General features: G+C 46.1%; 15 protein-coding genes and 2 pseudogenes. 13 read left to right on the top strand and 4 right to left on the bottom strand.

What is annotated here, in order from left to right; all coding sequences use genetic code 11:
* Window positions 1–317: 317 nt before the first annotated feature.
* The 3 genes and pseudogenes from AC2TF6_RS00475 (at window position 318) to AC2TF6_RS00485 (ending at window position 2,648) form a co-directional block, all read left to right on the top strand.
* A pseudogene (locus tag AC2TF6_RS00475) lies at window positions 318–1,147 on the top strand (helix-turn-helix transcriptional regulator).
* Between the two features lie 86 nt (window positions 1,148–1,233).
* Window positions 1,234–2,214 (top strand): ABC transporter substrate-binding protein, encoded by a 981-nt coding sequence (locus AC2TF6_RS00480; protein WP_491309501.1) that lies wholly within the window; start codon window positions 1,234–1,236, stop codon window positions 2,212–2,214.
* Between the two features lie 68 nt (window positions 2,215–2,282).
* Window positions 2,283–2,648, top strand: a complete 366-nt coding sequence (locus AC2TF6_RS00485; protein ID WP_026010820.1) for a cupin domain-containing protein — start codon at window positions 2,283–2,285, stop codon at window positions 2,646–2,648.
* A 188-nt stretch (window positions 2,649–2,836) separates the two neighbouring features.
* Here AC2TF6_RS00485 and AC2TF6_RS00490 read toward each other — a convergent pair.
* Window positions 2,837–2,944: pseudogene (locus AC2TF6_RS00490) on the bottom strand (zinc ribbon domain-containing protein); the annotation flags it as partial.
* Window positions 2,945–3,306: 362 nt separating this feature from the next.
* On the opposite strand from AC2TF6_RS00490, the gene AC2TF6_RS00495 reads away from it, so the two are divergent.
* The 4 genes from AC2TF6_RS00495 to AC2TF6_RS00510 all read left to right on the top strand — a co-directional run bounded on the left by AC2TF6_RS00495 (window position 3,307) and on the right by AC2TF6_RS00510 (window position 6,242).
* Window positions 3,307–3,879: a hypothetical protein gene (locus tag AC2TF6_RS00495; protein WP_491309502.1), complete on the top strand. Its 573-nt coding sequence runs from the start codon at window positions 3,307–3,309 to the stop codon at window positions 3,877–3,879.
* A 182-nt stretch (window positions 3,880–4,061) separates the two neighbouring features.
* Window positions 4,062–4,622 carry a DUF4303 domain-containing protein gene (locus AC2TF6_RS00500; RefSeq protein ID WP_491309503.1) on the top strand — a complete coding sequence of 187 codons (561 nt, stop codon included), beginning with the start codon at window positions 4,062–4,064 and terminating at the stop codon, window positions 4,620–4,622.
* Between the two features lie 323 nt (window positions 4,623–4,945).
* Complete coding sequence (locus tag AC2TF6_RS00505; protein WP_491309504.1) at window positions 4,946–5,308, top strand: hypothetical protein; 363 nt, start codon at window positions 4,946–4,948, stop codon at window positions 5,306–5,308.
* A 16-nt stretch (window positions 5,309–5,324) separates the two neighbouring features.
* Window positions 5,325–6,242: a hypothetical protein gene (locus AC2TF6_RS00510; RefSeq protein ID WP_491309505.1), complete on the top strand. Its 918-nt coding sequence runs from the start codon at window positions 5,325–5,327 to the stop codon at window positions 6,240–6,242.
* Between the two features lie 428 nt (window positions 6,243–6,670).
* On the opposite strand, the gene AC2TF6_RS00515 is transcribed toward AC2TF6_RS00510, so the two are convergent.
* On the bottom strand, window positions 6,671–7,168 hold the full coding sequence (locus tag AC2TF6_RS00515; RefSeq protein WP_491309506.1) for a YfbM family protein: 498 nt from the start codon (window positions 7,166–7,168) through the stop codon (window positions 6,671–6,673).
* Window positions 7,169–7,224: 56 nt separating this feature from the next.
* Between AC2TF6_RS00515 and AC2TF6_RS00520 the strand changes: the two genes are divergently transcribed.
* The 6 genes from AC2TF6_RS00520 to AC2TF6_RS00545 all read left to right on the top strand — a co-directional run bounded on the left by AC2TF6_RS00520 (window position 7,225) and on the right by AC2TF6_RS00545 (window position 18,739).
* Window positions 7,225–7,641, top strand: a complete 417-nt coding sequence (locus tag AC2TF6_RS00520; protein ID WP_491309507.1) for a sensor histidine kinase — start codon at window positions 7,225–7,227, stop codon at window positions 7,639–7,641.
* A gap of 283 nt (window positions 7,642–7,924) precedes the next feature.
* Entirely contained in the window at window positions 7,925–12,100 is a 4,176-nt protein-coding gene (locus AC2TF6_RS00525) for a DUF8202 domain-containing protein (RefSeq protein WP_491309508.1), read from the top strand.
* Window positions 12,101–13,413: 1,313 nt separating this feature from the next.
* Window positions 13,414–14,091: a response regulator transcription factor gene (locus AC2TF6_RS00530; RefSeq protein ID WP_491309509.1), complete on the top strand. Its 678-nt coding sequence runs from the start codon at window positions 13,414–13,416 to the stop codon at window positions 14,089–14,091.
* Window positions 14,088–15,455: a HAMP domain-containing sensor histidine kinase gene (locus AC2TF6_RS00535; protein WP_491309510.1), complete on the top strand. Its 1,368-nt coding sequence runs from the start codon at window positions 14,088–14,090 to the stop codon at window positions 15,453–15,455. The genes AC2TF6_RS00530 and AC2TF6_RS00535 overlap by 4 nt, the downstream gene beginning before the upstream one ends.
* Before the next feature lie 92 nt (window positions 15,456–15,547).
* Window positions 15,548–17,251, top strand: a complete 1,704-nt coding sequence (locus AC2TF6_RS00540; RefSeq protein WP_491309511.1) for a S41 family peptidase — start codon at window positions 15,548–15,550, stop codon at window positions 17,249–17,251.
* A gap of 279 nt (window positions 17,252–17,530) precedes the next feature.
* Window positions 17,531–18,739 carry a hypothetical protein gene (locus tag AC2TF6_RS00545; protein ID WP_491309512.1) on the top strand — a complete coding sequence of 403 codons (1,209 nt, stop codon included), beginning with the start codon at window positions 17,531–17,533 and terminating at the stop codon, window positions 18,737–18,739.
* A 114-nt stretch (window positions 18,740–18,853) separates the two neighbouring features.
* Here AC2TF6_RS00545 and AC2TF6_RS00550 read toward each other — a convergent pair whose 3' ends face one another.
* Entirely contained in the window at window positions 18,854–20,191 is a 1,338-nt protein-coding gene (locus tag AC2TF6_RS00550) for an MFS transporter (protein WP_491309513.1), read from the bottom strand.
* A gap of 30 nt (window positions 20,192–20,221) precedes the next feature.
* Window positions 20,222–20,938, bottom strand: a complete 717-nt coding sequence (deoD, locus tag AC2TF6_RS00555) for a purine-nucleoside phosphorylase (protein WP_491309514.1) — start codon at window positions 20,936–20,938, stop codon at window positions 20,222–20,224.
* Window positions 20,939–21,121: the final 183 nt, after the last annotated feature.

Consider the following 21,121-nt stretch of genomic DNA (forward strand, 5'->3'; position numbering starts at 1 on the left):
CGAGAGTTCTCATGTCCACCTTTCTTTATTCCAACGGCAGATTTTTGATTGATTCCGAGTTTACATAACCCGGTTAAAGAAGAGATTCGGATTAAGGCCCCTATTAGATTGACTTATGGCAAGCATTACGTGGTGGGAAACTGACCTTAAAATCGGTTCTTGATGCCAATGGGTCCATCCTTGAACACTATGATTGTATTTTACTGGATGCTTATACATGGAGGGAAGGATCTGCTTGTGGTCAAGAGCTGCACAGGATGTACAACGATTGATCTCAGGATTATCGGTCAATAACTATTGAAAATGAGGTATGCAATGTGAAAATCGACGTTAATCAGTTAGCAGAGCATCTGGCACACACTCCTTTTCAAGTACAAGGAGTATATCGATACGCTAGAAATCCAGGTGTGCCTCACGCTGACTATACAGATTCTTTTCCTGGATTTGTGTTTCCACTTACAGGTAAGGTGCAATTTGAATTTAATGGAACGCCTTATATCTTTTCGCCAGGGAAAGTTGTACATGGGGGTGCAAAAATGAAACTATCCCAAAAAGTGTTTGGTAAAACCGACTGGGAATATATTCTTGTTCTATACCGGATATGTAACTCAAAACTAGCAGAGTCAAGCTTTTCTCATCAGCATTTTGAATTATCAACAGGACCATCTCCTCGTCTTATTGAATTAATTATGCGTCTTTGGCATGTGTATAATCAGCGTGGAGGCATTTCGATGTTTCAGACCGAAATGCTATTTCGTGACGTACTGAATGAAGCCTTAGTATGTGTTGATAATAGGCAAAATAGTTGTGAATCGCATACTTTATTCGAACGGGTATCTAATTATATTCATGAATACTATTATCAAAGCCTTACAATCGCATCGCTTGCAGAACAACATAACGTTAATCGAAATCGACTTTCTTACATATTTAGAAGACATGCAGGTATGGGACCAGCAGAATATTTATTAAAATATCGTATAAACGCGGCACAAGAAATGCTATTTACAAGTGATGCGCCTGTACAACAAATTGCGCATACGGTTGGAATAGCTGACCCCTTTTATTTTAGTAGAGTGTTCAAGAAACAATGTGGCATTTCTCCTACTGAATATCGAGAGAGAAGTTCACCAATAATCCATGCTGATTTCAGCAAGCATCCATTCTAATCTAAAAATTACTTTACTATAATTATGGTTAACCAAAGAAACGATTATGTTGGAGGAATTTCGTATGCAAAAGATTAAAGGACTGCTAGTCTCAATGCTATTATTAGCAGGCATACTAGCAGGTTGTAATGAAGCACCTGCTGAAAATAAAGGATCAACTAAAGAAGGCGCATCTACATCAGCAGTTAATGTAGATGCAACTGATTGGCCAAGAACATTTAAGGATGCCTTAGGCAAAGAAATTGTTATCAAGAAAAAACCAGAAAAAATAGCCTCACTATGGTATTTTTATCCTGAAATATTAGTTGCATTAGGTGAGCCACCTGCTGCTTCGACTGAAAAAGAGTATCTATCTTCTTTATCTTATTTAAAAGGAAAGCTGGATTCAGCTGAAGAATTAGGCAATAAAGTATCTCCTAGTATTGAAAAAGTTTTATCTATTAAGCCTGATTTTATTTTAGCAACAGAGCATCATGAAGCAGTGTATGATTCACTAGATAAAATTGCGCCAGTCATTACGTTAAAATACAAGGACATCTATGAAGATTGGCAATATGGACTCCGTACAGTAGCCGAGATTATTGGAAAAGAAAACGAAGCAGAAAAAGTAATTGATAAAATGATGAAAGAAATCACAACTGGGCGTGAAGTATTAAAGTCGATGGAAGGAGAGTCAGTAGCACTTATATTGTCTTGGGATGGAAAAACTTTTAATGTTCTAGGTGAAGGAAATCCGGTCTATAAAATTGCGTTTGATAAAGAAAAGGGACTGGGGCTTACACCAGATGATACATATACAGGTGCTAATAATGAATTTACTACGTTTGAAGGAATGTCAATTGTTCAAGCAGACCATATTTTCCTTATAGGTGACATTACAAAAGAGGAAAAATTAATGAATGGCTTAAAACAAAGTAATGTATGGAATGCTATGAATGCCGTAAAGAAAGGCAATGTCTATTTAATGGATAATTCCGCTATTACTGGTGGGCCATTAGCTACTGAATACGCTATGCAAAATATATTAACTGCCTTGCGTAAGTAGATAATGGCTAGCTCTTGCCTGTTCTCTGTAACGGTAGCTTGAAGGCCAAAAAATAAGGAGTGATTACTATCCACTACCAAGCGATTAATCTAAATGAGAAACTATCTGAACTTAACGATCTTTGGTCTCTGAAAGTCATTGGTGAAATGAATGACTATCAATTTAAACTCATTAAGATTGCCGGGGAGTTTGAATGGCATAGTCATGAAGAGACCGATAAGGTATTTATGGTGATCGAAGGGGAGATGATCATTGATTTTCGTGATGGTCAGGTTAAAATCTCCAAGGGTGAGATGATTGTTCTCCCGAAGGGGATCGAAATGAAGCCTTCCGCCGAAAAGGAATGCCATATCATGTTGGTGGAGCCTAGAAGCATAGTAAACAATGACGGTACTGAGTCCGAATTAACTGCAGCCAATGATACTTGGATTTAGTGTTTGTTACTAGTACGAACTCAATGTATGAGAAAATGGTTCACTTGACATTCCCACGGCTAAAGCCGCAAGCTCACTAACGTGACTGGGATTCTTGAGTAGTTAACGCCCTCAATCCATTTCTGCTTTGGACAACTCTCAAGATTAGGACCTGTCATCGCCCCTCCTAAGACAGTGCATGTTGCATCTTAGGCTGACAGACCGTTACCATCTGCCACAGGTGCGTAGCGAATGTTCATCGCTCCCACAATATCACGATGTTTCTCAAATCCACATTGGCACTTGTATGTTCTATCTAACTCTATAATCATTACCATAAGTGACGGCGAAAAATGTTGCTGTGGAAAGTTGGAGAGCGTTGTAGAGAGATATGAATAGTTCGACAGAGGGTGTCCCAAAAGTCATAAAATGACGGAGGGACACCCTCTTTTATTTTAATGAGGGAGCGAAGCGCGCAGGGAAGGAGTTGGAGATTGTGCTGAACGGACAAGGCCATATCTTTACTCTTGCAAAGCTCATTTCCAAAATTCGGGTTAAAAGTAGGTAGACTCAGGACAAACGATCACTATAATGGAAATAAGAGACAAACATAGAACCAATCTATAGGATATAAACAAGAATCAGGCTGAGTAAGAAAGTGATTAGAGGAGGCCATCTCGTGGGAAGATCATTTGCAAATTTGCATATCAAGTCGAAAAACCTTGAGAAGACTGTCGAAGCATTAAGAGAGCTAAGCGAAGCGCATGGCAATGTATTAGGCAAGCCAAATAATGAGGCCCAAGAGATCAAAGATGTCATGTACGTAAGCAAAAGCAACGAGAACTGGATCAGCGTGCTCCACGACTATTTTGTATGGGGTACGGTGAAGGAGATCGGCAAAACGTTGTCCCGGCTTATCGAGGAGCCAGTGATGACCGCCGCATATATGAATGAGGAAATATTCGAGTTGTCGTTTTTCGAGAATGGAGACATTCAAGCCGAAAGAATCTTTTGTGAACAGTGGACGAGGGATGAATATGAACAACTCAAAGAAGAGCGTCTTAATGATGACTACTTGCGGAAAGCGTTGGATATCCGTAATGAGGATTTTGACGGCTTCATTAGCATTACAAGTCCGGCACAAGCCGTAGATAAGCTGTCAGAACTCGTAAGAATGTCTTTATGGAGTGATTCGGAATGGATACCGCACGAAGAAACTCTCAGAGAACGATTTGAGAAATATGAATTTTGAAATGCTGTGAAGGAGCAAAAGCCTTCTGTGCGTATAAGCCATGATGCGATTCACGACTTGAGCGGCGGCAACCAAGTAATTGTCCAGTTCTCTCACCCGGATTTTTATGGCTCCATATTGGAGGCTGAAGCAACTAGAAGACGGCCTGAGCTGATCGACTAACGGAAAGGAGGGCCATTGTCATGAAGCCGATGCAAGAAATAGAGACGCTGGCGATAGAGATCGCCGATGCGGCCAGAACGTCTTTTCGCGCTCTTTTTGAAAATGGCGAACGTTACTATTACTGTACGCTATATACTACTGGCGAGGGACATGCGCCAAGCATCTCCGCCTGGTCGTGGGAAGCTTTGGAGATGGAATCGGCCAGGCAAGGAGACGAAAGTGACACACCGGGATCGACGATTGCGGAACTCATCAAATGGTCCTATGCCGATTCGCCCTATTGTTGTTTCGGGGATGAGAACTTCGATCACGTTAAACAACGATTTATCGAGCGTCCTTTCATTGCGGATCTTGAGAATGACGAAGGGAATCGTGAGTTTGATTTGAGGCTGAAGGCCATGGAGCTGGCGATGAAAATGCTCGATGATGAAGGCTTGTTTGCCTTGAATCAACTGCGAGAGTCAGTATGCGTCCTTGTCGAAGTCATGCCGCCGGATGAGATCAATACCGAAATCGCCCTACGTTTGAATCGGGCGGAATCTCCGGCTATGCAAGTATGGTTGGCGGAAGCGGCGGAATAGAAGCATCCGCTTTCGGGAACTCCGACCGTCTACTATGTTCCGATTCAATAAGATAGTCGAGATTAAGCAGGATGTAAGCCTTGCGGCCTCTAGGGGAGCATGCTTTTCGTTACCGTTCATAATCGAATTCGCCCTATAGATGATACGGTGAACCATACCATAAGTGACGGCGAAAAATTTATGCTGGGGCTTTTCTTTTTATATGAATCTGAGTTTATGGTAGATATTCAAAACGGTAGGCACTATAGTAGCGTAGTAACACAAAAGGTTGAAAAACGCTTCGTTTCATTCTTTATGTACAACGGTGGCGAGGAGTGATGTGTATGTTTTGGAGAAGACGAAACAAAAAGGAACAGGAACTTGAACCGGTACCCGATCTCTCATTGAGCATCTATACCGTATCTGAAGAAGATCTGTCGCCAGGTTTCGAAGAGGTTTATGTTCCTTTTCTTACTATTTCGCTTAACGGAGATGACGTACTTGTCTTGGCCCGGTTTATTGACGGAACAACAATGCTCTCACTTGAGGAGGCATGCGATGAAGTAATCCAGTATGTGGAGCGGAGGAACAACAAGGGCCGATTGGCTTACTGCCGTCTATCATGCAACAGCATATCATCGGAAGAAAAACAGGCGCTTGACCGCGTCGAGCAGCAGCTGCGGCAGTGGATTCCGAAGCAGGTTTGACGGACAGGAGGATCGGATGAAGAAAAAAAGGAGAAAAGGGCAGCAGGAAGCTTGGATGGCCGACCAAGTGTTTCAACACGAGTCACCTTCCAAACGTTTACTCGAGGTCAGCAAATCGAGTATGCTGTTTGCGGGTATGCTCTATGTCGTACTGCTCGTGATCGGACTGTTGGCCTCGATCGGATCGTGGAATGGAAACTACCTGTTGGAGGCACAGCTTTTCCTTGTTCCGTTTTGCTTTGGCGTTTTTGTTTTGGGCGTGATCCTCGGTTTTCGGCGCGGGAAGAAACGCTTTCAACCAGAACAAATGTGTTTTGAGAACGGCGTGCTGCGCTTTCGTCTCGGTGGTGAGGAAGTAGAACTGACGAGCAGATGTATTCTGGGGGTCAACCAGCATTATCGCCGAAACCGTGACGGGAATATCATCACGTGGTTGGCTGAATATGAGGTTTTCACTGCAGATGGGGTGCACCATATTGATCTGTCATCCTACGAGCGAAACAATGGCGCGGGTAATTGGCTGCTGCACTGCAATCGGGAGCGCAATACGGAAAAAGTGCGTCAATGGCAGGCAGCGGAGCAAGCGTTTCGTACGTCGGACAAAGTGACCTTTGGCACGAAGCGGCAGCCTGTTGTGCTGGAGCAGCAGCCTCCCTCCATTCGATTGGGAAAGAAGCAACTCGATCTATCGGCCATCAGCCGTATCGTGATTGATCCGACCGTTAGCGGGAGAGGGCGGTTGAATCTGTGTATTTCCTTTTTGCAGCATGATGATCCCAAAAAACCAATCGCATTGTTGCCCTGCCGCGTGGTGAAAGACGATTGGGATTCGTTTCTGCAGCATTTGTTTGCGATTGCGAAAAGAGTCAATATACCTGTGGAGTTGAAAACGGAGGAACGGCGGGATGTCTCTACAGGTCCAGCATATAATTAAACCTGTTTGATTGAGCGTAATATGATGAGTCTGCTTACGGTTTACAGAGAGACCTCACCGAGTGCCAAATGAATTGCATTTTTTATGAGTCGGTTAAAGAGTTCTATACAAACAACCGAAGGAGCTGCCACGGCAGGCTCCTTTCGTGATTATCGCCGCTAGATCCGTTAAGCCGAACGAGACGATAAATCAATAAAGAAAATTTGAAGGCAGCCCACTCCTTGTGATAGGCTGCCTTTTCTCAACGTACAGTTTAGTTCAATAAACTTTCTGATTTTTCATGTTCACCAGGTTTGGCTTTCCGCTTCGTCTTCCTGTTCAGCCCTTAGTTGGTTGAAGTAGTCCTCGACCTGTACTAGGAGCGCTGGAGGTAGGGACATGTATAAGTTCAGATTGGTCTTTAGTCTCAATGGGTGCATGCGGGAGTTTTAATAAATGCTGATCAATATGTCATGACCTTGGGCAAGGCTTTGTTCATAAAAGTGGGTTAATTGGTTGAGTTCCGTTATGAGCTCTGTGAAACGTTCCTCAGCTTCATCGTCCGCCCAAATATCCGGGTAAATCTGTTTTGATCTAAAATCGGCCGGGTTGAAATGTTGCTGCAAGACGGTCCTATCCACAGAATGAAGAGCTTCAAGAATGCGGGGAAGCTCATCAGAACCAATGGCGCTTACGAATTCTTCCGTATCCAGCACGTGGACTCCGACAATGGCCTCGCTTAATGGGTGGTCCTCGATCGGCTGTGAGGCAGAGTTTCCGGTTAGCAGACAATGCAATCCGTCCCATAATTTATCCATCTCATATACGGGACAGCGTTGTTTTCCCATAAGTTCCTCGATCTTCTCGACGATATGGGCATTGTTTAACTGGGCAACTTCATCCGCTAAAGCATCGTTTAATGATAAGAAACATGCCATGATTCCCATATTCATTTTCTCCTTTATTTTCGGGGTGATTCGACAAACATGATCAAATCAGGTGTATGAGGCGTATAAAATATTTTATCAGTATTTTACAATACAAGCAAAGCTCGATTACCATTAAGCCCCAGATGTTCAGTTTTGCTATCGACATGCGCTTATGGTTGCCGCCGCTGTCGATTCAGCCGTTGGTCGAGAATGCCGTGAAGCACGGCCTCCTGAGCAGGACGAAAGGTGGCACTGTCTTTGTCAGGGTGGCTCGTCAGAATTGTAGTGTTTTCGTTGAAGTGAAGGATAATGGAATCGGCATGACTGCGGAAAAGGCGGCGAAACTGTTAGGTCCGGCTATGAAGGAAAATGGTGGTATTGGCATTTCCAATACGAACCGGCGATTGATCCAATTGTACGGTCAGGGCCTGTCGATTGTCAGCAAGCCCGGAGAAGGAACGACGGTATCTTTTACCATCCCGATAAAGTAGCGGGATCTTGCAAAAGATTTCTTATTTGAAATCGGTAATGTAACTAAGCTCGGAAGGTTGCACTTGAGAGAGAACGCTGAAAATGTCGTTCAGTTCTCTCTGGCGGCAGCCTTTTTTGTCGTTACAGGAGTTGTACAGATTTTGTCTAGGTCGGGGTGATAGACTCTTTAAAGATAAATTGTAGAATAGTGGCGTATTCTGTAAATTGGTGTGGATAGAATTCGTCGTGGGTGATGCTTTTTGGACTAAAAGCAACAGCTCCAAAAAAATAGGGGGAATACGAGTGATAAGGATCTTTAAGCAACAAAAGTGGATAAATCGTCCTTTTGCGGCGATATTGTCACTGACACTTGCGGCAAGTAGTTTCTCGATGGTGGGTTTTACTTCAAAGGTAGAAGCCGCAGTTGATGCAGTTCCAGGGGGCGGAGCCAGTAAGCCAGTTCTATGGTTGAAAGCGAACGATGGCGCAACGGCTGATGGAACGAATACAATCACTGATTGGGTGGATAAAACGGGCTCAGTCATATTTAATTTGCAAGGAACACCACCGAAGCTTACAGCGAATGGCGTAAATTTCAACCCTGTCGTTACAATAAGTGGGAATAGCGGAGCACTTGAAGCTGGGCAAAAGACAAAATTTGTAGGAGATAAACAAATCACCTATGCGGATGCCTATGCGGTCTTTAAGAATCCAGACGGGGTTATTGTTGGTTCCACTTCCAGCAGTAATAATTATGGACCGGGCATCTTCAGCAAAGAAGGCAGCACCTTCTATGGCACGGGTAACGGAATTAACAGTACATATTCTACGTTTAATTATCCGATTCCCGTCACTCAACCCGGGATGGCAAATTTCGATATTGGTGGTTCTGAACATGAAGGTCGATTCAATGGACAAGATCAAACCCTGGCTAGAAAAGTGGCGTTTGGTCCATTGAATATAACGCCTGTTATTGGTGGTACCGTATCTAATAATAATGGGAGTAATTTTAAAAATTTCAACGGCGACATCGCCGAAGTCATTGTTTATAACAGTAGTACAAAAACTGAACGTGCCAAAATTGAAACCTATCTAGCAGTGAAGTATGGGATTACATTAAATACCGGGAAATCAAACTATATTGCATCAAGTGGCGATGTAGTATGGACTGCTGACGGCGTATACAAAAACAATATTGCAGGTATTGCAAATGATAGTGCCGAAGCCTTGCTTCAGAAACAAAGTCGCAGCGTCAATACGGGAGATCAAGTCATTATCGGGATAGATACACTATCTGACACAAATGCGGCAAATACGGGTACACTTGCAGATGGACAATACTTACTCTGGGGTGACAATGGCAAGACCTTACTATTTAATACGCCACTGGGCACAACCCGGAAAAACTATGCAGACCGTATTTGGAAAGTGCAAAATACCAACAACGTTGGTGAAGTGCAGCTAACTATTGCGAAAAGTGCCATTCCATCTGGCGCAACATTAGTAGTAAGCAATAGCGCGACAGATTTCACAGGCGCTAAGGAATATCCACTCACTGAAATTTTATCGAATGGTGTCGCCTATTATACAACTACAACAAAAGTGGCACTAGCTCACGACCCATACTTTACCTTCGCTGCTCCAGCACCAGTATTAGACAATGCCGCGCTTGAGCAAGTCGTAGGGAGCGGGAATAAAATTACGCTTAGTTTCGACCAAAATCTAGGTGATTTGCCGAATCTGAATGGATTTGAAGTTAAAGTTGACGGTAATCCAGTAACGATTAATGCTGGGGACTATAAAGTTGATTCCACGGACCCTACAAAGTTGATTCTCATTTTGCCCAACGGAACGGATGTTACTGGTAAAACAGTCAATGTATCTTATGATGGATTGGGTACCTTGAAAGGCACAAATAGTGTACCTGCCCATTCATTTAATATGAATACGATCGATTCATTTGCCGCTGCTTTAAATATTACTCAACCCAGCATTAATCCGGTAACCGTAGGCAAGCCAACGATTGAAGGCACCGTCGAACCGGGCTCTGCGGTGAATATAGTGATCAAAGATTCAAGTGGCAATCCGGTAACAGGCGCAGGCGGTACAGCAACTGTTGATAACAACGGAAGCTGGACGTTTATTCCAAATGTGAACTTGACAGACGGCAGCTACACGATTGAGGCAACCGCTGCTAACAATAACAGGACAGCAACAAAGTCAGTCGGGATAAATGTGGCGTTAACAGCGCCAGTATTGACCGTCACTGAACCAAGCAGCAATACCGTTCCCGTGTCTCAACCTGAATTTAAAGGAACAACCGATGCGGGTGCAGCCGTAACTGTGACAATTAAAGACAAAGACGGTAACGTAGTAGCTTCCCAGGCAGCTACTGTCAATCCAGACGGTACTTGGGGTTTCAAGCCAACTGCCGACCTGGCGGATGGTAACTATACCGTTGAGGTGACCGCTACAAAAGATGGGAAAACTGCAAAAGAAACAAAGTCTGTTACCGTCGACACTTCACTTCCAGCGTTGACCGTCACTGAACCAAGCAGCAATACCGTTTCCGTGTCTCAGCCTGAATTTAAAGGAACAACCGATGCGGGTGCAGCCGTAACTGTGACAATTAAAGACAAAGACGGTAACGTAGTAGATTCCCAGGCAGCTACCGTCAATCCAGACGGTACTTGGAGTTTCAAGCCAACTGCCGACCTGGCTGATGGCAGCTACACCGTTGAAGTGAATGCTACAAAAGATGGGAAAACTGCAAAAGAAACGAAGACGATTACTGTTGATACTGCAAACCATTCTTCCCTGACCGGGCTTCAACTCAAGAGTTGGGACGGAACGCCAATCGGACTGACTCCAGTCTCTGGTGGAAGTTTGAACCAGTATACAGCTTCCGTAAGTAATAATGTTTATACTGCAACACTTCTTCCAACGGCGCTTGATCCGAACGCGAAGATCGAGGTCTCCGTCAATAACGCGGTGTACCAAGAAGTTCCTAACGGTCAGGTAAGTGGTAATTTGCTCTTGAAAGAGGGTCAAAATACAATCGTTGTAAAGGTGACGGATTCCAAGGGCAACATAACGTTGTATACGCTGACCGTAACTCGGGAATCTAGTGGTAGCGGAAATTCCGGTGGAAATAACGGCGGTGGCACTAGTGGAGGCACCACCACGCCTACTACTCCTGTAACGCCAAAACCGGAAGAATTGGGCATTGAAACCTCTATAAACGGCAAGGATGGCACGTTCGCAACCGGCAAAACAACGACCAGCGGCGACCGCAAGCAAACTTCCGTTCAAGTGGATTTGGACAAACTGAATGATACCTTGTCGGAAGGCAACGGGCAGAAGCTTGCGATTCACTCCCCGAACAATGGCGATGTGAAGGTTGATGGATTGACAGCGGCTTCCGTTAAGCAATTGGCAGACAAGGGTGCGAGCCTAGAAATCAGCAATCCGCTAGCCATTTATCCGGTTCCGGGCGGAAAGATGAATTTGGGCGGGGTGTCCAGCCAATTGGGCAATGCCGCGCTTGGCGATATTGCGGTTCATATCGATATCGCGCGTTCTTCGGATTCCTTGATTAACAATGCCAAAAACAAAGCGGCAGCGGAAGGCTACGAACTGTTGGTCAGTCCCGTTGATCTTGACCTGACCTTCTCGCATGACGGCAAGACAGCAAGATCGGAGCAATTGAACGGATACGCGGCGAAATACATCGCTCTTCCGGAAGACATTGATCCGAACCGCATTACGACAGGCGTCATCGTTAATCCGGATGGCAGCGTGTTCCATGTGCCGACAATTGTAACAAAGGTCAATAGCCGTTATTATGCATTGATTAACGATCTGCACAGCCACGGTACTTACTCGGTCATCTGGAATCCGCAGGATTTCGATGACGTGAAGAAACACTGGGGCAAAGCGGATGTGAACAATATCGCCGCAAGGCTTGATCTTGCGGGAACCGGGAACAATACGTTCTCGCCAGATCGTAACGTAACGCGCTCCGAGTTTTCGGAGATTGTTGTCACGGGTCTAGGCTTGATGCGTCAAAATGCACCACAAAACAAATTCCCAGATGTGCCAGGATCCGCTTGGTACCGGAATTCGGTAGCGATTGCCAGTGAATTCGATATCGTGCGCGGATATGACGACGGCAAGTTCTATGGCAACCAACAGATAACAAGAGAACAGGGAATCGCCATGATTGCCCGGGCCTACAAATTGATCGTGCCACAGCAAACTACGCTCAGCCAGGAGCAGATTCAGTCCCTACTGGCACAATACGGAGATGCCACAAACGTATCCGCATGGGCGAGAGAGGATGTCGCGAGGATGATCGAAGCAGGCATCGTACAAGGCAACGGCCCGCAGCTTCTGAGCCCGCAGTCGAATATGACACGTGCCGAAGTGGCAGCATTGATCGCAAGATTACTCAAGACAACCAATCTGATCGACAAGTAAACAAGTTCAGCAACCACTACCGGCTTTCAAAGCTGGCGGTGGTTGTTTTTTGGTTAAATGGCTTGCAACAATCTGCGTATTTTAGTGTACTGCCGCTATTGTTAAGCTGAGCCATACCACAAGTAACGGCGAAAAATTTTGTTGTGAGGAACGAGGCTAGGAGGCAGGCTGCTTAAATCTTTTTAAGAATGGTTTATTGGCGAACTAATTTCTCGCCGGACTGAGAGCCAAATGACCCGAAGGGTGAGTACGGTGTTATATGAAGTTCCACGTTTATTATTCGGTTGATAATCAAGTCGGCATAGAAGAACAATATTTGCCACTGAAAACGAGAATGGAATGAGAGATGGAGCTTCTGAATCAGCTGGGGAAATCATCCGTTGGTAAGAACAGTGGAAGTCGGATGTATCGACATTCCCGATACGAACCGACGATTGATCCAATTCTACGGTCAGAGGCTGTGTAGTAGAATATAGATTGAGAATGAAGCTGCGTATAGAAGGTTGCTCTTCAGGAGACCGGGACTTATCCGTCGACCTCTTTAGGAGCAGACTTTTTTGTCGATGCGTAAGCTTCCCATTGTTTTTTGAGTCTCCTAAGAAAACCTCGTTGTTTTTTTTTCTCCCCGATGCTCCGCAAATATCTCATTAGCAGACGGTATCTCTGCTCATCATCATGGCTAAGTTTATGCATTTCGTTGAGAACGTTCCGATTCATCGTATTCCCCTTCATATAAATCATAAGTTTGATTAATTTATTATATACGACAAAACTTTACATATTCTGAACAAACCCGAATTTCCAATACGAACCGGTGATTGATTCTTTTATACGTCAGGGGCTGTTGATTTCTTGTAGTAGCCTGCTTGCCGTTACAGGAGTTGTAGAGATTTTGTATAGGTCGGGGTGATAGACTTGGATGCACGATACCGCGGAATAATGTTATATTTTGTCATTTTGTGTGCGATTTTGCGCAGAGCAAGGGTAATCAAATTCGAGATCGACCGTGAAGATTTTTTGACCATCGCGGAAGCCATGCATGCGGACTTCGGATGAGAACGGAGAAAAGAATCGTGTTACGTGAATTACTTGGATTGCTAGGAGCTGTCGCGTCGCGATATGCTCCTTTTATATTTTCCCCGATAGCTCCGTTAAGCTGAGCCATGCCACAAGTAACAGCAAGTTTTTCTGGTACCCATCGAACCGCTTAAACTCGATTCCCCCGATTTACATTTTCTACATGCTATAATTCCTTCAAAAGCCCATCATCTCTCCTGGAGTGAGGTGAATGATTGAAAGGGGACCATCAGGACATGACCCAAATTCTTGTCGCAGACGACGACGCGCATATTCGCAAGCTCATCACCTTGTATTTGCGGAACGAAGGGTTTGACACTGTCGAGGCGGCAAATGGGATCGAGGCGCTCTCCATCATGGAGAATTCGACCGTCGATACCGTGATTCTCGATATTATGATGCCGCATATGGACGGATGGGAATTGTGCAGGGAGATTCGTCGCCTCTATCCGGAGATTCCGCTGCTTATGGTAACGGCCAAAGGAGAATCGGGGCAAAAGGTGAAAGGCTTCCAGCTCGGCACGGACGACTATGTGACTAAACCTTTCGATCCCTTGGAGCTTGTGATGAGAGTAAAAGCGCTGCTAAAGCGTTATCGAATCGTTTCCTCTCAGATCGTTCAATTAGGCGGAATCGTGTTGGACCGGCGGGCTCACAAAGTGATCCGTGAAGGCGAAGAGCTCATTTTGCCGTTAAAAGAGTTTGAGCTTCTGTTCAAACTGGCCTGTCACCCTGGACAAATATTGACCAGAGAACAGCTAATCGTGCAAATTTGGGGGATGGATTACGAAGGCGACGACCGAACCGTCGATGTCCATGTTAAGAGAATTAGGGAGCGTTTCGCCGAGGATGCCGAGCATTTCCGCATCGAGACGGTCCGCAGTCTCGGATACCGGTTAGAGGTGAAGAAATGACAAGGTCTTTATACGTCCGCGTCGTGCTAACTTTTTTGGCTGCCATGGGAATAGGCCTGCTTGTCTCCGTTCTGGCTGGGCTCGCCCTATTCGAGGAAAAAATAGACCGAATCGGGCAGAACGATTTGGCAGCCGCGGGCGAGGAGATCATTCGCGTCTACGAACAGACGGGGCCGGCAAATTTGGATCGATTCATGGAAAGCATGGTGAAGCTGACCTCCTACTCCGTTCAACTATACGCCGGCTCTGGAGCCATGAAATCCTTCAAGTACAGCTCCGACGCGGACGATCTTGCGATTTCGCAGGAATCCATTCGGAAAGTAAGGGAAGGCGAGATATACCGATCTTCCTCCAAGGATAAGGAGACGTTCATCGGGCTTCCGTTCCAAATCGGCGGTGAGCGTCAAGCTTTATTTTTGCGGCCCTCATCCAAAAACGAATCGACCCTCACTCACTTGATGATAACCATCCTTTTATTCGTTCTGGTTACGGGAAGCATCTGCATTCTCATAGCCGCGATCTATGTTGTAAAACCGATCAAGACGCTTACTGCCGCGACTAAACGACTTGCGAAGGGCGATTTCGACGTGGGATTGGGAGTGAAGCGCAAGGACGAGCTGGGAAATTTGGCTCGAAGCTTTAACGAAATGGCGGTTGATCTTAAGCAATTGGAGCAGATGCGCCAGGACTTTGTCTCGAATGTGTCGCACGAGATTCAGTCTCCGTTAACGTCTATATCCGGTTTTGCGAAAGCGCTGAAGGACATGAATGCAATTGCCGAAGACGAGCGCATTCAGTATCTGGATATCATCTTGGCGGAAAGCGGCCGATTATCCAGGCTCAGCGACAATTTACTCAAGCTCGCGTCCCTCGATTCCAATCACCATCCACTGGAGTACGCCACGTTTAATCTGGACGAACAAATCAGACGGGTTGTCGTGAACTGCGAACCCCTATGGTCAGAGAAAAACATGGATATTGACCTGGATCTGCCTCAGGCTGCTGTAATAACGGCCGATAAGGATCAGCTCAATCAAGTATGGACGAACCTGCTCGGCAACAGCATCAAGTTTACGCCGGAAGGCGGACTCATCCATTTTCAAATAAGGACTCGCATGGACGGATATTCCGTGACTTTATCCGATTCCGGGATCGGTATTGCACCTGAACAACTGGGCCGCGTTTTCGAGCGTTTTTACAAGACGGACCGGTCCCGGAACTGCAGCGGCGGCAACGGACTTGGACTCGCTATCGTCAAAAAAATTGTCGCTCTTCACCAAGGCGATATTTATATGGAAAGCAAAGTCGGACAAGGCACGAAAGTCGTCGTTCATCTGCCTGCCATTCCGCCTGATAAATCGTAAATCGGTTCACGCTCCGTTCATATTTCTCCCATACTCTTTCCAATGTATCGCAACGGTGGCTGCTAGGAGAAAATGAACGGAGGAGACGGAAAATGAGCGTTATCGGTACGATCGATTCGGTAAAATGGCTGACGGTTTATGAGTTGGTTATGTGCATCATCAGTTTATTCGTATTGACGGTTTACGCGGTACCTATCAAGAAGTATTACAGATGGGTTGATTTTTTACCCAGTGCGGGTGTGCTCGCAGCCATTGCAAGTGTCCTGTCAGGGGACATGACCCTTCTGGCTCTGATCATCGAGTCGCTGATGCTGCTCGTGTTTTTATGTACAATTAGGAGACTGTTAAAGCCTAAAGTCTGGATGGCTCCGAAGAAGAAAGCATTCAGGATCGTTAGGAGCGTAATCTGCGTATGCGGAGTTGCTCTCATTGTGTTTGCGGTAGCAAACGCGGGAGTATTGCGGTACAACCCGGTTAGCGATTTTAGCGGCATGAGCTACTCCAGTGCGTTCGTCGCCATGAATGAAAGATTGTCGCGGGAATATCCGTTCGGGGAATGGAAGAAAATCGACTGGAATGAGCGCCGAAGCAAGTACGAGCCAATCTTCAAACAGGCCGAGAAAGACAAAGACTTCGATTTGTACTATAAAACGCTAAGAGAATATCTGTTTTCTCTGCGGGACGGACATATCAAAATCGTTAACGATAATGTGTACGATGGGAATACGGTATTTAAAAAGGAAGTTGGCGGCGGTTTTGGACTAAGCACCGTTCAGTTGGATAACGGCAAAGTTCTCGTAAGTCTGGTTTTGGAGAACAGCCCCGCGGCCAAGAGCGGAATGAAGCTAGGTGCGGAAATCATCGCGTGGGACGGAAAAACGGGGAAGGAAGCGTTCGACCAGACGACTTGGAGCGAGAACAACATGGCTACGGATGAGGTGAAGAGGTTCAATCAGGGACGATTTATGGTGCGTGCGCCCATCGGCAAGGAAGTACAGGTCGAATTTCGCAATTGGGGGGAGCCCGAGCCTACCCGTACGAAGCTGACGGCTTATGACGATCAATTCGAGACGTTGAAGAAGACGAAAATCAAACTCACCCAAGCCGATCTGGATGCTTCCCCTATTGAAGGGGAAATTCTTGGAAATGGCTATGGATATGTGAAAATCAAGCATTTTCTCCCCAATTCAAACGTCGCCTCACATGAAAAAAGCCTGGCGGACCTATTGAAAATGTTCCAGGATAGGCACGCAAAAGGCTTGATCATCGACCTGCGGAACAATCCCGGCGGGGACGATCAGCTTGCCGCCAATCTGGCCGGTTTCTTCGTCAAGGAGATGAAACACTACGAATATGTCAGTTATTACAACAGATACACGGGAAAGTTTGAACTGAACCGGAATGAAGTCGTCAAGGTCAAGCCTGCAAAGCCTTATTTCGACGGGACAGTGGCCATCTTGATCAACGGCAGAACCGGAAGCTCGGGAGAAGGGATGCCTCTTGTTCTAAAAGGCGTGCCCAATGTCAAAATCGTAGGGTTCACCTCAACGGCCGGTTCGTTCGGACTCATCAGCAGCCCGATCGAGATCAAGATGCCGGAAGACTACGTCATCCAGTTCCCCGATGGGAGGTCGCTCGATCAGGACAAGAAGGTCCAGGGAGACGCCGACCAAACCGGAGTGGGGGGCGCGGTTCCCGACATCAAAATCCCCCTAAATGAAGAAACGTTCAAAGAAAGCGTGATGGACGGGCAAGACGTCGAGTTGAAATATGCGATCGAAGCGATGAAGAAATAATTAGACGACCGGTTTGGTTGGCCTTGTCCGCTAGAGATATCTCTTCAAACCCCTGTCCCGACAATGAAGGACGCTCAATCAGGGCGTCCTTCATTTCGCCCTGTAGATGTTACGCCGAACCGTATCATAAGGAATGATAGGGGCAATTTGGATAGAAATGATACAATTGGGGCATCCGAAACCTAAACCGTTTATGTGAGTACTATTTTCAAAGGGGCCATGCGTGGCATGTAGTATTTTAAATGGCTTGATATGGTTTAGAAGAAAGGATGATAGACAATGCCAAATGATGACCAAGCTCGTCCTCCCGTTGGTTCTATTAGAGAAGCTGGACGTTATCCCATCGACCTGACAGGTCCGAGCAGTCACACTCTTGTTAGACAAACCGGTGTGGGCAGTCTATCGATTGGACCGTCGCATTTGGGGAAAAAGACAGACCTTCACGTCGCGCCGGATGCACACATCGATTGGACTGTATTCGATGCCTTTTCCACGCCGGCGGGCTCACCCTGGCCGCGATTTCTGCATTATACAGGAAGCGACGCAGGCTTCTTTGACTGGGCGCTGAAACGTCCCATTGAAGAGATGACATGGGCTCCGGTCCTGTCTGAAGACACGGTGGTGGATGTCGGCCAGTCCATTTTGCATGGCTTGACTATCGAGTTGGGTCCGTCTGGTGGGCGACTAAGTCTGAAGCTTCCGAGGAGGCTTTTCCGTTTGAACGTGTCCGGCGATCTATCACGTTTCTCGGCCACTGGCGATATGCCAGCTTCTCTGACACTAGCGCCGCGCACCAGCAGACGCAAGAATGATGCCCCCTTCTTGATGCCCGACCTAGGTGAATTGCACCAGGTGACGAGCCTGGCGCTACAGAACGCGCCGCTGGGACAGCCCATCTCGCTAGAGTGTCTGAACCGGTTCCCGAACCTAAACTCACTGAGTTTGTGGGGGAACTTCTGTGACGTGGACTTGTTGGCCCGGCATACCCGGTTAACGAATCTAGAGCTGCGCTTCATGCCTGATCTGGAGGACCTCCCGTCCTTGAACGTGTGGCCGTTGCTTGACAGTTTTATCGCATACAATGTGGAAGAGTTCACGGGTAAGCGTCTGAAGCAGCAAATGAAAACACGCGCTAAAACCCGGCCTTGGACCGGCCATGCTTCAGTGAGCCAATTGCGAAAGCCTGAGTGGTGGTCGACCGAGTTCGGACGCCCGTTCTCGTCCTGGCCTAAACGTCTGGCTAAGCTGGCTAACGAAGCTTACAACGTTGCACAGGCAAATTTAGCACAGGCCCGCAGCTTTGCCGATGCCGAGGCGGTTATTACCGCTTTCACTTTGCGTTTTAATACGCTCAAAGGCATCGAAACCACCGAACGAGAAGACCTTGGTGAAGCGGTTTGGCAACTCAGCCAGTCTGATCACCTGATTGGCCAGCCTATAGCGGAAGAAATGGCTCAACACTGGTTCGATGCAGCGCGCAATTACTGATTGAAATGATCACAAAGTGGCCATGAATTGAAACGTGAGAAACAGTATTTAAAACGCCCAAAACACCTCCAAAGAGAAGGCGTTTTGGGCGTTATAAGCCACGGGCATTTTTACTTATTTGGACTCAGTGAGTCGGCCTACAAGCAGCCCGTACATCAATAGAGCGAACAAGGTAATTGCAGCAAGGATCCATAACACCGTTCCAAAAGATACTACATCCATTAGAGATGCGGTATAGGTGATGCCTATAGAAACGGCCACATTCAACACCAAGTTGTAGAATCCAATGGCTGTTCCTGACCTTTCTACAGGAATGGAACGTATACATGAATCAAGCATAGGTGCGTACATGAATGCGAATGACCCCGAGAACAGCAGCATGGAGAGAACATATACAATAACCGAGCCTCCAATAAGGCCGGGCAAAGCCAGGCTGCATACGATAATGACCATAGCAATGGAAACCGCTTGCTTGTTGGTCAATACTTTTGCTATTTTTCCAGACAGCGATCCAACCAGTATCGCCGTTACATAACCTGGTATCAGCAGCAGTGAGATCGTGTCGAGCTGAAGGTTATACATCTTCTGAAGCAGGAAGGGGAAAATAAAGATGTAACCCAGTTGAACGGAATAAATCACAAAGGCGATGGCAAGAACGGCTGCAAACCGTTTATTTTGGAAAAAGGAAATCCCGATGAACGACTTCTTACTCTTGCTGATATAGCCAAAAAATAGTCCTGCTGCGGCTACGAAGATCACAATAAAGATCCAGTTGAAATCCGTTAAATACATCATGACTGAAGTAGCAATGGCGGATATTAGAAGCAGACCGATTACATCAACATGACTCTTCCGGGATTGTTCCTTAGGCAAATATTTAAGAATGAAGGGAAGCAGGATTAAGGACAGCAGCGGGATTAAGAATAACGTGGACCAATTTAAATAGGTGGACACGTAACCCCCGGTAATGGAACCGATAACAAGAGAAAGCGAATAGCTGCTTGTGCTGAGTCCCAGGAACTTTTTCTGCTCCTCTTTGGGCAGGTGTTTCGTTACATAGATAACATATAAAGTTTCAGCCGCGGCCAGGCCTGCTGTCTGGATCATACGAGCAATAATAACGAGCAGATAAGAGTGTTGAAAAATAAAACCAAGAATAGAACCGATGCAGATTAAGATAATCCCTGCACTCAGCAGCTTTCTAATACTGATAGTGTCGGCCAAAGAAGCATATATGACAGCGCCAATTCCAATCACAAGTCCCGCTAATGAGGCTTGCCAGCTAACCGCAGCTGCCGAGATTCCCAGATCATCGGCTATAGCTACCGAAACCAACTTGAATGAGTTATCGACGATCAAGGCAAAAACGAAAAAGAGCAGAATCACAGGCACTGCCCTTTTCGGCTGAAAGGCTGGGGTAGTTTGCGGTGTTTGTTCAGTTAGAGCAGCCATTAGCCACATTCCTTTCTTGGAATCGAATGATTAAGCAAGTTCCAGTGCAATTTCCATCATTTTAGTGAAAGCAGTCTGTCTCTCTTCAGTGGACGTGGATTCATGTCTGAAAATATGATCGCTGATCGTCAAGATACACAGTGCGTTAACGCCCGCATGGGCTGCGTTCATATACAGGCCTGCAGATTCCATCTCGGCGCATAGGATGCCCATTTCACTCCATCTCTTCAGCGCCGTTGGATCCGCATTATAGAAGATATCACTGGAGAGCACATTGCCTACATGAACCTTCTGCCCCTGCGCATCCGCTATTTTCTTGGCTTTTTCCAACAGCTCGAAGGATGCCGTAATCGAATAGTGACCTGGGAGATTGTACTGGTGTCCATAATTGGAATCGGTTGCAGAACCCATTGCGAAAACAATGTCATACAGGTTCAAATGATCTTGAATCGCCCCTGCGGAACCAATTCGAATGAGATTCTTAACACCGAATACATGAATCAACTCCCATGAATACAGACTCATGCTTGGAGTTCCCATTCCCGTTCCCATCACGGATATTTTTCTACCCTTGAAAGTTCCCGTGTAGCCCAGCATACCGCGGACTTCATTGAACTGGACGACGTTATCCAAAAAGTTCTCCGCAATAAACTTCGCTCTTAAGGGATCGCCCGGCAATAGAATCGTCTCGGCGATCTCTGCTCCTCCAGGTTGAATATGCGGGGTTTCTTTAGTGGATGTGCTCATTTTAAAACTCCTTTTCTTTATGAATTGGTATAGTTGTATAATAAGTTGTCTAATTGGTACACCGATAAAGTACCATACATCGCATTCCTTTATCAACTAATTTTTTCTGGATAAATTTCTAATGTTCTATCCTTTAGGTCGATCCTATGCAAAAAGGGCAGCGGTCCCTCCTTTATGGAGAAA

It is taken from the genome of Paenibacillus sp. JNUCC 35, from assembly GCF_058269095.1.

Bases quoted from the DNA above. Each gene is read 5' to 3' on its own strand.
- AC2TF6_RS00540 (WP_491309511.1), top strand. From the start codon at position 15,548: ATGAGCGTTATCGGTACGATCGATTCGGTAAAATGGCTGACGGTTTAT.
- AC2TF6_RS00480 (WP_491309501.1), top strand. From the start codon at position 1,234: ATGCAAAAGATTAAAGGACTGCTAGTCTCAATGCTATTATTAGCAGGC.
- AC2TF6_RS00510 (WP_491309505.1), top strand. From the start codon at position 5,325: ATGAAGAAAAAAAGGAGAAAAGGGCAGCAGGAAGCTTGGATGGCCGAC.
- deoD (WP_491309514.1), bottom strand. From the start codon at position 20,938: ATGAGCACATCCACTAAAGAAACCCCGCATATTCAACCTGGAGGAGCA.
- AC2TF6_RS00515 (WP_491309506.1), bottom strand. From the start codon at position 7,168: ATGGGAATCATGGCATGTTTCTTATCATTAAACGATGCTTTAGCGGAT.
- AC2TF6_RS00550 (WP_491309513.1), bottom strand. From the start codon at position 20,191: ATGGCTGCTCTAACTGAACAAACACCGCAAACTACCCCAGCCTTTCAG.
- AC2TF6_RS00520 (WP_491309507.1), top strand. From the start codon at position 7,225: ATGAGGCGTATAAAATATTTTATCAGTATTTTACAATACAAGCAAAGC.
- AC2TF6_RS00535 (WP_491309510.1), top strand. From the start codon at position 14,088: ATGACAAGGTCTTTATACGTCCGCGTCGTGCTAACTTTTTTGGCTGCC.
- AC2TF6_RS00500 (WP_491309503.1), top strand. From the start codon at position 4,062: ATGAAGCCGATGCAAGAAATAGAGACGCTGGCGATAGAGATCGCCGAT.
- AC2TF6_RS00505 (WP_491309504.1), top strand. From the start codon at position 4,946: ATGTTTTGGAGAAGACGAAACAAAAAGGAACAGGAACTTGAACCGGTA.
- AC2TF6_RS00530 (WP_491309509.1), top strand. From the start codon at position 13,414: ATGACCCAAATTCTTGTCGCAGACGACGACGCGCATATTCGCAAGCTC.
- AC2TF6_RS00545 (WP_491309512.1), top strand. From the start codon at position 17,531: ATGCCAAATGATGACCAAGCTCGTCCTCCCGTTGGTTCTATTAGAGAA.